12 protein-coding genes are annotated in these 14,473 nt (G+C 65.1%); 8 read left to right on the top strand and 4 right to left on the bottom strand.

From position 1 onward, the window contains the following. Positions 1–1,551: an acyl-CoA synthetase gene (locus ASG57_RS25865; RefSeq protein WP_057198227.1), complete on the bottom strand. Its 1,551-nt coding sequence runs from the start codon at positions 1,549–1,551 to the stop codon at positions 1–3. Positions 1,552–1,814: 263 nt separating this feature from the next. Here ASG57_RS25865 and ASG57_RS25860 point away from each other — a divergent pair, with 263 nt between their 5' ends. The 8 genes from ASG57_RS25860 (at position 1,815) to ASG57_RS25825 (ending at position 11,610) form a co-directional block, all read left to right on the top strand. Then, positions 1,815–2,951, top strand: a complete 1,137-nt coding sequence (locus ASG57_RS25860) for an acyl-CoA dehydrogenase family protein (RefSeq protein ID WP_057198077.1) — start codon at positions 1,815–1,817, stop codon at positions 2,949–2,951. Positions 2,952–3,077: 126 nt separating this feature from the next. After that, entirely contained in the window at positions 3,078–4,244 is a 1,167-nt protein-coding gene (locus tag ASG57_RS25855; protein ID WP_057198075.1) for an acyl-CoA dehydrogenase family protein, read from the top strand. Next, positions 4,241–4,897, top strand: coding sequence for a glutathione S-transferase family protein (locus ASG57_RS25850; protein WP_057198073.1), 657 nt, complete (start codon positions 4,241–4,243; stop codon positions 4,895–4,897). The genes ASG57_RS25855 and ASG57_RS25850 overlap by 4 nt, the downstream gene beginning before the upstream one ends. Before the next feature lie 211 nt (positions 4,898–5,108). Next, a complete protein-coding gene (locus ASG57_RS25845; protein WP_057198071.1) occupies positions 5,109–5,909 on the top strand; it encodes a helix-turn-helix domain-containing protein in 801 nt (266 codons plus the stop codon). A gap of 137 nt (positions 5,910–6,046) precedes the next feature. Continuing rightward, positions 6,047–6,913: a beta-keto acid cleavage family enzyme gene (locus tag ASG57_RS25840; protein WP_024336994.1), complete on the top strand. Its 867-nt coding sequence runs from the start codon at positions 6,047–6,049 to the stop codon at positions 6,911–6,913. A 114-nt stretch (positions 6,914–7,027) separates the two neighbouring features. Further along, complete coding sequence (locus ASG57_RS25835; RefSeq protein ID WP_057198069.1) at positions 7,028–8,644, top strand: acyl-CoA carboxylase subunit beta; 1,617 nt, start codon at positions 7,028–7,030, stop codon at positions 8,642–8,644. Further along, positions 8,641–10,617 carry an acetyl/propionyl/methylcrotonyl-CoA carboxylase subunit alpha gene (locus ASG57_RS25830; RefSeq protein ID WP_057198067.1) on the top strand — a complete coding sequence of 659 codons (1,977 nt, stop codon included), beginning with the start codon at positions 8,641–8,643 and terminating at the stop codon, positions 10,615–10,617. The genes ASG57_RS25835 and ASG57_RS25830 overlap by 4 nt, the downstream gene beginning before the upstream one ends. Positions 10,618–10,797: 180 nt before the next feature. After that, positions 10,798–11,610, top strand: a complete 813-nt coding sequence (locus ASG57_RS25825; RefSeq protein ID WP_057198065.1) for a hypothetical protein — start codon at positions 10,798–10,800, stop codon at positions 11,608–11,610. On the opposite strand, the gene ASG57_RS25820 is transcribed toward ASG57_RS25825, so the two are convergent. Genes ASG57_RS25820 through ASG57_RS25810 form a run of 3 tightly spaced genes read right to left on the bottom strand, consistent with a single transcriptional unit; the run spans position 11,582 to position 14,465 of the window. Then, positions 11,582–12,568, bottom strand: a complete 987-nt coding sequence (locus ASG57_RS25820; protein WP_057198063.1) for an ABC transporter ATP-binding protein — start codon at positions 12,566–12,568, stop codon at positions 11,582–11,584. The two genes, ASG57_RS25825 and ASG57_RS25820, sit on opposite strands and share 29 nt — an antisense overlap. Then, positions 12,565–13,572, bottom strand: a complete 1,008-nt coding sequence (locus tag ASG57_RS25815; protein WP_024336999.1) for an ABC transporter ATP-binding protein — start codon at positions 13,570–13,572, stop codon at positions 12,565–12,567. The genes ASG57_RS25820 and ASG57_RS25815 overlap by 4 nt, the downstream gene beginning before the upstream one ends. Then, positions 13,572–14,465 (bottom strand): ABC transporter permease, encoded by an 894-nt coding sequence (locus tag ASG57_RS25810; RefSeq protein ID WP_057198061.1) that lies wholly within the window; start codon positions 14,463–14,465, stop codon positions 13,572–13,574. The genes ASG57_RS25815 and ASG57_RS25810 overlap by 1 nt, the downstream gene beginning before the upstream one ends. Between the last annotated feature and the right edge of the window lie 8 nt (positions 14,466–14,473).

Below are 14,473 nucleotides of genomic sequence, written 5' to 3'. Positions count from 1 at the left end.
TCAGGCGTTGGCGACTTTCTTGTCGATCTCTGAGGCGACCGAGAACTCCTTGCGCAAGGTGGGTTTGTGGATCTTGCCGGTGGCGTTGCGCGGCAGCGCATCGACGAAGCGGATTTGGCGCGGGCATTTGAAACGCGCGAGATTGGCCGCGCAATGGGCGAAAACCTCGCCCTCCGTCAGCTTCTGTCCTGGCTTGACGGCGACGATGGCAAGGCCCACCTCGCCCCACTGAGCATCAGGGATGCCGATCACGGCAGCCTCGGCGATGGCATTGAGCTGGTGCAGGACGTTCTCGACCTCGGCCGGGTAGACGTTCTCGCCGCCGGAAATGTACATGTCCTTCCAGCGATCGACGATGTAGTAGAAGCCTTCTTCGTCCACGCGCGTGGCGTCACCCGTATGCAGCCAGCCGTCGGTGAAGGAGGTCTTGTTCGCCTCCGGCCTGTTCCAATAGCCGGGCGTGATGTTGGGGCCCTTGACCCAGAGCTCGCCGAGTTCGCCGACATCGGCATCGCTGCCGTCGGGGCGGACGATACGCACCTCGGTGTGCAGCACCGGCTTGCCGGCGGAGCCGGCCTTGCGCGCCGCGTCCTCGCGGTCGAGCACCAGCACGGCCGGTGAGGTCTCGGTCATGCCGTAGCCCTGCTGTAGCGCGACACCGCGCGCCTCCCATACTTTCAGCAGCGGTACCGGCATTGGTGCGCCGCCGACACCGCCGACAATGAGCCGGCTGAGATCGGTGGTCGCGAATGCCGGATGCTGCGCCATGAACTGGTAGATCGCGGGCACGCCGAAGAACACGTTGATGCCCTGCGCGGGATCGTTGATCAGGCCGAGTGCGGTGCCGGGATCGAAGGCGCGCATGATCATCACGGTGCCGCCGGCATGCAGCACGGGATTGGTATAGCAGTTGAGCCCGCCGGTGTGGAACAGCGGCAGCACGGTGAGCAGCACCGAGGCGGGGCCGATGCAGGCGGGACCGCCGAGATTGACGCAATTCCAGAAGGTCATGCCATGGGTGATGGTCGCGCCCTTGGGATGCCCGGTCGTGCCGGACGTGTACATGACGGTCGAGACGTCATCGAGCGTGACTTCCTCGGCTCGGTCGAGCGGGTTTGCGGCGGCGATTCCGGCCTCGTAGGCGCCCCCCGGGCCGAGCAGCAGGCTGGTCGGAACGTTGCAGAGCTTTGCGACGGCGAGCGCGGTCTCGGCCAGGTCGGCGTCATGGATCATCACCTTCGGCGCGCAGTCGGACGTGATGAACTGGAGCTCGGGAACGGTAAGGCGGGTGTTCAGCGGCACGAAGATGGCGCCTAGCCGCCCGCACGCGAATTGCACCTCGAGCGTATCGGTCGTGTTCAACGCCAGCACTGCGACGCGATCGCCGCGCGAGACGCCGAGCCGGTGGCGCAGAAACGAGGCCAGGCGCGAGACGCGGGCATCCAGCTGAGAATAGGTGAAGCGGCGATCGCTCGCGAGATCGATCACCGCGACCTTGTTCGGCGTGCGGCGGCCATGATGGGCGATCCAATCGTAGTAACGAACGGCCAAGAATTCCTCCATCGGCGGCCTTGTGCCGCCCACTTCCTGCTGCACGATGCACCATGCCCGGCGTGGCCCTCGGGCCAGCCGGAGTCTGTGCAGCAACGTTTTTTTGCGCCAGAGTTGGCCTGTGCGCGGCGAAAATCGTCTTGCGTTGAGTTGCTAGTTTGCTCCTCGCCCGGAAGCTCGACTGCGGTCAGCCACTCCGCGCAAGTGAGCCGTCAAGGTTCCAGCCATGGTGGACGAGCGAATCCCAACAGGGCGAGACTGCGATGAAGAGCCCGTTCTATACCGCCGAGCATGACGCCTTCCGCGACGTCATGCGACGTTTCGTCGAGAAGGAGATCACCCCGTTCGCTCATGAATGGGACGAGGCCGGTGAATTCCCGCGCGCGCTCTATCGCAAGGCCGCCGAGATCGGCCTCTTGGGACTCGGCTTTCCCGAGGAATATGGCGGGATTGCCGCCGACCAGTTCATGAAGATCGTTGCGAGCCAAGAGCTCGCACGGGCCGGTGCCGGCGGCGTCAGTGCCAGCCTGATGAGCCACACCATCGGCTCGCCGCCGATCGCCCGGGCAGCCCGCCCCGCGGTCAAGGCACGGGTGTTGCCGCAAATTCTTGCAGGCGAGAAGATCTCCGCGCTCGCGATCACCGAGCCGGGTGGCGGCTCCGACGTCGCGAACCTGAGCACCCGGGCGCGGCGCGACGGCGATCACTACGTCGTGAGCGGCGAAAAGACCTTCATCACCTCGGGGATGCGCGCCGACTATCTGACCGTTGCGGTGCGCACCGGCGGCGAGGGCGCTGGCGGCGTCAGCCTGCTCCTGATCGAGGGCAACACGCCCGGCCTGTCCAGGACCAAGCTCAAGAAGATGGGCTGGTGGGCCTCCGACACCGCGACGCTGCATTTCGACGAGTGCCGCGTGCCGGCCGAAAACCTCATCGGCGAGGAGGGGCAGGGCTTCAAGATCATCATGCAGAACTTCAACAGCGAGCGCATGGGCATGGCGGCGAGTTGCACCGCTTTCGCCCGCGTCTGCCTCGATGAGGCGATCGCTTACGCAAAGGAGCGCAAGACCTTCGGCAAGCCGCTGGCGCAGCACCAGGTCATCAGGCACAAGATCGTCGACATGGCGCAGAAGGTTGCGGCCTCGCAAGCGATGCTGGAGATGCTGGCCTGGCGGCTTGAGCAGGGCGAAAGCCCGGTCGCGGAGATCTGCATGATGAAGAACCAGGCGACGCAGACCATGGCCTTCTGCGCCTCCGAGGCGGTGCAGATCTTCGGCGGTGCCGGCTTCATGCGCGGCATCAAGGCCGAGCGCATCTACCGCGAGGTCAAGGTCAATGCCATCGGCGGCGGCACCGAGGAGATCATGAAGGATCTGGCGTCGCGGCAGATGGGGCTGTGATCGATGCCGTCGTTCCGGGGCGTGCGCGGCGCGCATGAGCCCGGAATCCATCGGGCCGCACGTGTCGTAGAAGAATGTATTCCGGGTTTGACGCTGCGCGTCGCCCCGGAATGACGAGAGGATCGAATGCTATTCAAAGCTGACCACGACGATATCCGCCGCAGCCTGCAAAAGTTCATCGCGAACGAGATCAATCCTCATGTCGATGAATGGGAGAAGGCCGACATCTTCCCGGCGCATGAGCTGTTCAAGAAAATGGGCAATCTCGGCTTCCTCGGGCTGAACAAGCCCGCGGAGTTCGGCGGATCGGGCCTCGACTATTCCTATGCGCTGATGATGGCGGAGGAGCTTGGCGCGATTACCTGCGGCGGCGTGCCGATGGCGATCGGGGTCCAGACCGACATGGCGACGCCCGCGCTGGCGCGGTTCGGCTCGGATGAGGTGCGGCGCGAGTTTCTGGCGCCCTCGATTGCCGGCGACTACGTGGCCTGCATCGGCGTCTCCGAGCCAGGTGCAGGCTCCGACGTCGCCTCGATCAAGACCCAGGCGCGATCGGATGGCGACGATTACGTCATCAACGGCGGCAAGATGTGGATCACCAACGGCACCCAGGCCGACTGGATCTGCCTGCTCGCGAATACCGGCGACGGGCCGGTTCATCGCAACAAGTCGCTGATCTGCGTTCCCATGAAGAGCAAGGGCGTCACCGTGGCGCGGAAGCTCGACAAGATGGGCATGCGCTCCTCCGACACCGCGCAGATATTCTTTGACAACGTCCGCGTGCCCAAGTGCAACCGGATCGGCGAGGAAGGCAAGGGTTTTACCTACCAGATGATCCAGTTCCAGGAGGAGCGGCTGTGGGGCGCGGCCGCCTGTCTCAAGGCGCATGAGTACATCATCAACGAAACCATCGAGTACACCCGCAATCGCAAGGCTTTCGGCCAGAGCATTCTCGACAACCAGGTCGTGCACTTCAAGCTCGCGGAGATGCAGACCGAGGTCGAGCTGCTGCGTGCGCTGATCTATCGTGCGGGCGAGCAGCTGGTCGCAGGCGAGGACGTGACCAGGCTCGCCACCATGGCCAAGCTGAAGGCCGGCCGACTCGGCCGCGAGCTCACCGACGCCTGCTTGCAATATTGGGGCGGAATGGGCTTTACCAACGAGACGCCGGTCAGTCGGGCCTATCGCGACAGCCGCCTGACCTCGATCGGCGGTGGCGCCGACGAGGTCATGCTGATGGTTCTATGCAAGATGATGGGCACGCTGCCCGGCAGCAAAGGGAAGGCCTCATGATCACGCTCTATCACTGCGACGCGGCGCGCTCGTTTCGTCCGCTCTGGATGCTGGAAGAGATGGGGCTGCCGTATGAACTGAAGATGCTGCCCTTCCCGCCGCGGGTGTTTGCCAAGGAATATCTTGCGCTCAATCCGCTCGGCACCATTCCCTTCATGGTCGACGGCGAGACCAAAATGACGGAGTCCTCCGGCATCTGCCATTATCTCGGCATCAAATACGGCCCGACCCCCTTGATGGTCGGTCCCGAAGATCCCGCCTATGGCGCTTTCCTGAACTGGATGTATTTCAGCGACGCTACGTTAACCTTTCCGCAAACGCTGGTGCTCCGATACACCCAGCTCGAGCCGGAGGAGCGCCGCAACCCGCAGGTCGCCGGCGACTACGCCAAATGGTTCCTGGGCCGGTTGCGTGCGGTGGAGGCAGCGACGGCAAATGCCGAAACATTGTGCGGGGGCCGCTTCACCGCCGCCGACATTGTGATCGGTTATGCACTCCGGCTTGCCGAGAACATCGGCCTTGCCAAGGATTTTGGGCCAAATGTCGCAGCCTATTGGGCTCGTCTGCAGCAGCGTGACGGATTTAAGCGTGCAGTTGCCGCGGAACAGAAGGCTGGCGCCGAGCAGAATGTTGCGCCGAGGGTGAGGGCGTAAGTTTCGGAAGCCACTCGGAGCGATGCGCAGCGTCGAACTCCGGTGAGCCTTGCGCACCTGAGGATCTTAAGGTTCCGGGTTCGGTCTTGTGGGCCCCCGGAACGGCTCACCGTGTTTCCGTGACAGCGCTATCCTATCGTGACAGCGCGCAAATTTCCGCTAAGGTGACCTCCGTCCGCAGCGGCCAGAGAGCCGCGCGAGGAGGACCCCAATGGAAGATAAAGGTCGCGAATCCGACCATCTGATGCTGATCACGCCGGAGCGGGTATTCTATGCCGGCCTGCTCGGTCGCCCCCGCAAGCGAACCCCGGGCTGCTGCCACGTCTATGTTGCGGTGAAGGGCAGCCTGCACCTGACGATCGACGACCTCCATCTCTCGGACGAGTTGATCGTGACCCTGCCGAACCAGCGGCACACCATCGCCAGCGACTATCGCACCGTCATCAGCGTAACCCTGGAGCCGGAGAGCATGCCGGATGGCGTGATCGAGGCTTTGGCCGAGCGGCTGCGCGGGCCGGACAAGGCGGCCTATGCCCGCAAGATCCTCGCCGCCTATGCGCTGCTGCGTCAGCGCCGCTATGGCGACATCACCACAGCTGAATTCGACGAAATGTGCTTTGGCGAGGCGCTGCCGCGCCGCGTGCTCGATCCGCGCGTGATGCGTGCCGTTGCTCGCATCGAGCGCTTCTCCGGCGAGCCGGTGACGGCGGACACCTGTGCCGCTGAAGCTGGCCTCTCCGCCTCGCGCTTCCTGCACCTGTTCAAGGAAGAGACCGGCATCTCGTTCCGGTCCTTCCGCGCCTGGAAGCGCGCGCGGCATTTGCTGCACTTCGCCAACCAGGACCTCAACCTCGCCCATCTCGCGCAGGATATCGGTTATCCCGATTCCACGCATTTCAGCCACTCGATCCGTCGCTTCTACGGCTTGAAGCCGCGCGCGATCTTCGTCGGCTCGCGAGACCTGGCGATCTATCGCAGCACCGAGACGGTGCGGCTGGCGGAGGCTTCGTAGCTTCGTAGGGTGGGTTACGCCATCGGCTGACTCACCCTATAACCGCTCGCTTTTCCAGCTTCTCCGCGCAAGAAGCCGCATGTCGCGCGTCACATGATCGCAAGCGTTGAATCCTCAACCTGCGAGACATTACGGGCATGACCGACAAGGCCGTCATCACCTGCGCGCTGAACGGCGTGCTCACCGATCCGAAGCAGCACAACGTGCCCGTGACGCCTGAGCAGATGGCGCGCGAGGCCAAGGCTGCGTTCGATGCCGGCGCATCCATCATGCACATCCATCTGCGCCAGCAGGCGCCGGGCAAGGGGCACCTGCCGTCCTGGGAGGTCGCAGTCAGCAAGGAGATCCAGCAGGCGATCCGCGAAGCGTGCCCCGGCGTGATCATCAACCACACTTCGGGCGTGTCGGGGCCGAACTATTCGGGCGCGCTCGATTGCATTCGCGAGACCAGGCCGGAGATCGCCGCCTGCAACGCCGGCTCGCTGAACTACCTGAAGGTGAAGGCCGACAACACCTGGGCGTGGCCGCCGATGATGTTCGACAATGCGGTCGAGAAGGTGAAGGACTATCTCGACGTCATGAACGCGGTCGGCACCATCCCCGAGTTCGAGTGCTTCGACGTCGGCATCGTCCGCTGCGTTGGCATGTATCATCAGGTCGGCATGTACAAGGGCCCGCTCGAATACAACTTCGTGATGGGTGTGGCGTCGGGAATGCCCGCTGATCCCGAGCTGCTGCCGATCCTGATCAAGCTCAAGCGTCCCGAGGCGCATTTTCAGGTCACCGCAATCGGCCGCGAAGAGATCTGGCCGCTGCACCAGCGCTGCGCCGAACTCGGCGGTCATTTGCGCACGGGGCTCGAGGACACCTTCTACCTCGCCGACGGCAAGAAGGTGACGTCGAACGGGCAGCTGATCGAAGCCGTCGCCGCATGCGCCAGACGCGCAGGTCGCGAGATCGCGAGCCCGGCGGAGGCACGGAAGATCTTCGGGACGAATCGGTAAAGTATCGCCTCACCCGTCATTGCGAGCGAAGCGAAGCAATCCAGAGTCTCTCGGCGGAAGCAGTCTGGATCGCTTCGTCGCTTCGCTCCTCGCAATGACGAGCAGGATCAAGTGATGTCCATCCTCGAAAACACCATTTCCCCCGGCAGCGCCGCCTACCAGGCCAACCGCGACGGCATGCTCGGCCTGATCGACCGCATGCGCGCGCTGGAGGATCGCACACGCGCGGCCTCCGCCGCGGCAAAGGACCGCTTCCACACGCGCGGGCAGCTGCTGCCGCGCGAACGTGTCGCCCTGGTGCTCGATCCCGGCGCGCCGTTCATCGAACTGTCGACGCTTGCCGGCTACATGTTCGACGTTCCCGATCCCAACAAGAGCGTGCCCGGCGGGGGTGTCATCGCCGGCATCGGCTTCGTCTCGGGCGTCCGCTGCATGGTCAGCGCCAACGACGCCGGCATCGACGCCGGCGCGCTCCAGCCTTATGGCCTCGACAAGACGCTGCGGGTGCAGGAGCTTGCGCTGGAGAACAAGCTGCCTTACGTGCAGCTCGTCGAAAGCGCCGGCGCCAACCTCTTGCGCTATCGCGTCGAGGATTTTATCCGCGGTGGCAACATCTTTCGTAATCTTGCCCGGCTCTCGGCGGCAGGGCTTCCCGTCGTCACCGTCACGCACGGCTCCTCCACGGCGGGCGGTGCTTACCAGACCGGCCTCTCAGACTACATCGTCATGGTCCGCGGCCGCACCCGCGCCTTCCTGGCCGGCCCGCCGCTGCTGAAGGCTGCGACCGGTGAGATCGCGACCGAGGAGGAGCTCGGCGGCGCCGAGATGCACACCCAAGTCTCAGGCCTCGGAGACTATCTCGCCGAGGACGATCGCGATGCACTGCGCATCGCGCGCGAGATCATGGCCGCGATGGAATGGGAGCGGCCGGGCAGGGTGGCTCCGCAGTTCAAGCCGCCGCGCTATGACCAGGACGAGTTGCTCGGCATCATGCCCATGGACCACAAGCGTCCGGTCGACATGAAGCAGGTGATCGCGCGCATCGTCGACGATTCCGATTTTACCGAGATGGCGCCGAACTACGGCCCGGCGACTGTCTGCGGTCACGCCCGCATCGGGGGACAGGCGATCGGTATCATCACCAACAATGGCCCGCTCGATCCCGCCGGCGCGAATAAGGCGACGCATTTCATCCAGGCTTGCTGCCAGACCCGCACGCCGCTGCTCTATCTCAACAACACCACCGGCTACATGGTCGGCAAGGCCTATGAGGAAGCCGGCATGATCAAGCACGGCTCCAAGATGATCCAGGCGGTGACGTCGGCGACCGTGCCGCAGATCACCATCTATTGCGGTGCCTCGTTCGGCGCGGGCAATTACGGCATGTGCGGCCGCGGCTTCCATCCGCGCTTCTGCTTCTCCTGGCCCAACGCCAAGACCGCGGTGATGGGTGGCGAGCAGGCCGCCGAAACCATGGCGATCGTGACCGAAGCTGCCGCCGCGCGCCGCGGCAAGCCGGTCGAGAAGGACAAGCTCGATGCGATGAAGGCACAGATCATCGGCGTGTTCGACGGCCAGATGGACGTGTTCTCCACCAGCGCGCGCGTGCTCGACGATGGCGTGATCGATCCACGTGACACCCGCGCGGTGCTGTCCGAAGTGCTCGCGATCTGTCGCGAGGGCGACGCACGCACGCCCCAGCGCATGCAGTTTTCGGTGGCCCGCCCATGAGGAACGGATCAGTGCAGCACCGGCCGTTCTCTAGGGTTCTGGTGGCCAATCGCGGCGAGATCGCGCTGCGCGTGATGCGCAGCGCGCGAAAGCTCGGCCTCGGCGTCGTCGCGGTCTATTCGGACGCCGATCGCGATGCGCTCCACGTGCGTCAGGCCGATCGGGCCGTGCGCATCGGAGAAGCCTTGCCGGCGCAATCCTATCTCAACATCCAAGCGATCATTGCAGCGGCAAGGGCCAGCGGCGCGGAGGCGATCCATCCCGGCTACGGCTTTCTCGCCGAGAACGAGGAATTTGCGCGCGCTTGCAAGGAAGCGGGCCTCGTCTTCATCGGCCCTTCGCCGCAGGCGATCGAGGCAATGGGCAACAAGGCCGGCGCCAAGGAGATCTTGAAGAAGGCCGGCGTTCCCATCGTGCCCGGCTACCAGGGAGCCGATCAGAGCGACGAGGTCATGCTCGCGGAGGCCAAGAAGATCGGCTTCCCCGTGATGATCAAGGCGGTTGCCGGCGGCGGCGGGCGCGGCATGCGGCTCGTCACTGACGCCACATCTTTCCCCGATGCGCTACGCAGTGCGCGTTCGGAAGCGAAGGCCGCGTTCGGCGATTCTACCGTCATCCTGGAACGCGCAATTCAGAACCCGCGCCACATCGAGATCCAGGTGTTCGGGGATAGTCACGGCAACGCCATCCACCTCGGCGAGCGCGATTGCTCGGTGCAGCGGCGGCACCAGAAGCTGATCGAGGAAGCGCCCTCGCCCGCGGTCACGCCGGAGCTGCGCGCGAAGATGGGCGAGGTCGCGGTCGCCGCGGTAAAGGCGCTGCGCTACGAGGGCGCCGGCACGCTCGAGTTCCTGCTCGACGCCCGCGGCGAGTTCTACTTCATGGAGATGAACACGCGGCTCCAGGTCGAGCATCCCGTAACGGAAGGGATCACCGGGCTCGATCTCGTCGAGTTGCAGCTGCGCGTCGCGCGCGGCGAGCCGCTGCCGATCAAGCAGCAGGACATCAAGTTTTCCGGCCATGCCATCGAGGTGCGGCTCTGTTCGGAAGACGCCGCGCAGGATTTCATGCCGCAGTCGGGCCGCATGGCGCGCTGGCAGGTGCCGGACGGCATCCGCGTCGAGCATGCACTGCAATCCGGCACGGAGATCCCGCCGTTCTACGATTCCATGATCGCCAAGGTCATCAGCCATGGCACTACGCGCGAGGAGGCGCGGGGGCGGCTGATCGTCGGTCTCGAGCAACTCACCGCGTTCGGTGTGACCACCAACCAGGCATTCCTGATGTCCTGCTTGCGTCATCCCGGTTTCGCCAGGGGTGAGGCGACCACGGCCTTCATCGGCGCGCATCGCGACGAACTGCTGGCGCCGGATGCGAACGGTGCATTCGACGTGGCGCTGGCGGGCTTGCTACTCTACGTCACCAATCCACGCGCGCCGTCTTGGCAGGTCGGGCGAAGCCTCGCGGCGACGTTTCCGCTGCCGGCGAAGATCGAAATCGCCGGCCACGCCCATGAGCTCGACATCACGCGAGAGCGCGATGGCGGCTACACCGTCGCCTCCAGTGACCGCCAGGACAGATTCGAAATCGACCAGCTCGCGGCCGATATGATCCGCTTTCGCCATGACGGCCTGATGGACAGCGCCAACTTCCTCCGTGACGGCGATCGGCTCTACGTCCAGCATCGCGGGATCCCGCTCGCGGTCGTCGATCTCACGCTCGCGGCGCCGAAGGCTGCAGCCAGCAATGGTGGCGACGGCAAGGTTCGCGCCGCGATGAACGGCCGCGTCGTCGCCGTCCTGGTGAAGCCGGGCGACCGCGTCACCGCCGGCCAGCCAGTGCTGACGCTGGAGGCGATGAAAATGGAGCACGTCCACAAGGCGGGCATCGACGGCGTCGTCACGGCGATCGACGCTGCCGAGGGCGAGCAGGTGACCACGGGCCGGATCGTGGCGGAGATCGGGGCGGGCTAGCGCCCCGAATGCGGAGTTGGCCGGGCGAATGGGCACACCCCAGCCCAGCGTCTGTTGATCAGGAAAAGCAAACGCTCTCAGAGAGATGTGGCGCGCGATCGCACGCTTGCAGGCAATATTGAACCTTGTTCATTTTCAGTCTACAAATATTGAACGCTGTTCAATAATCTGGAGGCTCGTATGTTGCGCGCAACTGATTCCGCCCGAGACGCCGCTGCTGCGCTCCCGACATCGTCGAGCGCGCTGGCGTTTGCCGCACCAACCATGCGCGAAAGCTGGCTGTTCGGCGCTCTCTTCGTCCTGACGCTGGCCGCGCTCCTCGCACCGGCGCTGCCTCCCGCCGCCTGGCACGTCGCGCATTTTGTCGATAACCGCTCCTGGCTGGGTATACCCAATGCGGGGGACGTGCTGAGCAACCTCGCGTTCGTTGCGATGGGTGTCTGGGGCTCCGAGCGGCTGCGCGCCCGCAATGATGCGCCTGTGGGCGCAAGCTGGTTCTTCGTGGGACTGATCCTCACTGGCCTGGGCTCGGGCTTCTATCATCTGGACCCATATGCGCCGGAGCGACTCGTAGCCGATCGCCTCGGCATGGCGGTGGCGTTTGCGGGATTCCTTGGGATTGCTGCCAGCGAGCGGATCAGCACACGCGCAGGCGAAGCGGTGCTGGTGCTGACGATGATCGCGGGCCTGCTGGCTGCCTGGGTGGCACGCGAGAATCTCGCGCCTTGGGTGGTGGTGCAGTTCGGCGGCATGGCGCTCGCCATGGGGCTGGCGTTGACGCGGCCGCGGCGGGGCGCGATTGGGGTGCGGCTCGGCGGCGTGCTGCTCTTCTACGTGCTGGCCAAACTGTTTGAGCTCGGCGATGCAGCCGTGTTCGAAGCGACCGGGCACGTCATCTCGGGCCACACGCTCAAGCATCTTGCCGCGGCTCTGGCGGCGTGGCCGGTGATCCGAGTGTTGAACCCTACTGGCTCCGTCCCGTGCCCTCGTTGAGCAGACACGCCACCTGATGCCCGTCGCCCGCATCCACCAGCGCCGGCCGCTCCGTCCTGCGCCGATCCAACGCAAACCGGCAGCGCGTGTGAAACGCGCAGCCGGAAGGCGGATTGACGGGGCTCGGCACATCCCCATCAACCAGCGGCGCGAGCTTCTTGGCGAGCGGATTGGCGATCGGCACGGAGGCGAGCAGGGCCTGCGTGTAGGGATGCCGCGGATTGCGGAACAGCTCATCCTTGCCGGCGATCTCCACGATGCGGCCGAGATACATCACGGCCACGCGGTGACTGATATGAGCGACCACGGCGAGATCGTGGGCGATGAAGAGATAGGAGAAGCCGTGCTGGCGCTGCAGATCGATCAGGAGGTTGATCACCTGCGCCTGGATCGAAACGTCGAGCGCGGACACCGGCTCGTCGCACACGATCAGGCGAGGCCCCAGCGCCAGCGCCCGCGCGATGCAGATGCGCTGGCGCTGGCCGCCGGAGAATTGATGCGGGAAGTTGCGCATCTGGTCGGGCCTTAAGCCCACCTGATCGAACAGCTGCGCGACGCGGGCCTCCAGCGCCTTGCCGGTCGCGAGGCCATGCACGGCGAGCGGCTCGCCGACGATGTCGCCCGCCGTCATGCGTGGATTGAGCGAAGCAAAAGGATCCTGAAATACGATCTGCATCGAGCGGCGGTGCGGACGAAGATCGGACTTGGAGAGATGGGTGATGTCTTCTCCCACGAGGCGGATTCGCCCCGATGTCGGCTCGACCAGCCGCAGCACGCTCCGCGCCACAGTGGATTTGCCGCAGCCGGATTCGCCGACCAGGCCGAGCGTCTCCCCTACGCCAACCGCGAATGAAACGCCATCGACCGCATGCACCGTGCCGACTTGCCGGCGCAGCACGCCTGCACGCACCGCATAGTGCTTCTTGAGGTCGGTGACTTCGAGCAGCGCCTCTGTCATGCCACCTCCGCAACCTCTTCCGCGCGCCAGCACGCCGCGAGATGGCCGCCGCCCCAGTCCGCCAGCGGCGGATATTCGGCCTCGCAACGCTTGATGGCGAGCTTGCAGCGCGGTGCGAAGGCGCAGCCCTTCGGCAGCCGCACCAGCGATGGCACGGTACCGGGGATTTCGTTCAGTCGCGCCTGCGCCGGGACTCCGGATGCCGGCACCGTCGGGATCGAGGCCATCAGCCCGCGCGTATAGGGATGCTTGGGCGAGGCGAAAAGCGCCTCGACGCTCGCCTCCTCCACCTTTCGGCCTGCGTACATCACGATCACACGCTGCGCCGTTTGCGCGACGACACCGAGATCGTGCGTGATCAGCACGAGACCGGTGCCGAGTTCCTTCTGGAGATCGAGGATCAGCGCCAGGATCTGCGCCTGGATGGTGACGTCGAGCGCGGTGGTCGGCTCGTCCGCGATCAGCAGCACCGGACGGCACGCCAGCGCCATCGCGATCATCGCGCGCTGGCGCATGCCGCCGGACAGCTGATGCGGATATTCCCGTGCGCGCCGCGCCGGCTCGGGGATGCGCACCAGCCGCAGCATCTCGACCGCGATGCCTTGTGCCTCTTTCGAAGGGATGTTCCGGTGCAGCCGCACCGCCTCGACGATCTGGTCGCCGATCCGCATCACCGGATTGAGCGAGGTCATCGGCTCCTGGAAGATCATCGAGATGCGATTGCCTCTGACGGACCGCATCTCCGCTTCGCTCAGCGCCAGCAGGTCGGTGCCTTCGAGCGAGACGGAGCCCCCCACGATACGACCGGGCGGATCGGGCACGAGCCGCATCAGGGAAAGCGCGGTCACGCTCTTGCCGCACCCGGATTCGCCGACGATCGCCAGCGTCTCGCCGCGTTTCACGCTGAAGGAAAGATCGTCGACGGCCTTGAACAGGCCGGAATTGGTGAAGAACACCGTCTTCAGGTTCTTCACGTCGAGCACGAGATCGGTTGTGTCCGCCATCAGCCGCGTTGCCTTGGATCCAGGATGTCGCGCAGAGCGTCGCCGAACAGGTTGGCGCCGAACACGGCGAGGCTGATCGCGATACCCGGGAAGATCACGAGCCACGGCGCGGTGCGGACATATTCGGCGGCGGATTCGGAGAGCATGCGCCCCCACGACGGATAAGGCTCGGGGATTCCGAGGCCGAGGAAGGACAGCGAGGCTTCCGTGAGGATGGTCGAGCCGAGCTGAGCGGTCGCCAGCACGATCAGCGGCGCCAGCGTGTTCGGCAGCACATGGCGCAGCGCGATCCGCGTCTCGCTCATGCCGATCGATTTGGCGGCCTCCACGAATTGCTGTTCGCGCAGCGCGAGCGTGTTGGCGCGGATCACGCGGGCGACCGTCGGGATCAGCGGAATGGCGATGGCGATGATGACATTGGGCAGCGAGGGCCCGAGCGCCGCTGTCATTACCAGGGCCAGCACCAGCAGCGGCAGCGCCTGGAGAACGTCGGAGACGCGCTGGAACACGAGGTCGACCCAGCCGGAGAGATAGCCCGAAGTCAGCCCGACGATCACGCCGATCGTGCCGCCGAGAGCGGTCGAGCCGAGGCCGACCGCAAGCGAGATCCGCGCCCCGTGGATGATGCGGCTGAACACGTCGCGGCCGAATGAATCGGTGCCCATCCAGTGTGCCAGGCTCGGGCGGGCCAGCGCGCGAGCGGAATCGACCGTCAGCGGATCATAACGCGCGATGAAGTCGGCGAAGATCGCAGTCAACACGAACAATGTCATGATGACGAGGCCGGCTGCGCCCAGCACATGCCGCTGCGCCATGAACAGCACGCGCCGCCAGCCGCCGGTCGCATGCGCGCCGGCCCGCCTTAGTTCAACGTCGAAGTCGATCGCGGCCAAGCTGATCT

Origin of the sequence: Bradyrhizobium sp. Leaf396 (assembly GCF_001424605.1) — a bacterium.
GTDB lineage: Bacteria > Pseudomonadota > Alphaproteobacteria > Rhizobiales > Xanthobacteraceae > Bradyrhizobium > Bradyrhizobium japonicum_C.
This window is presented reverse-complemented; position numbering and strand designations above follow the sequence as displayed.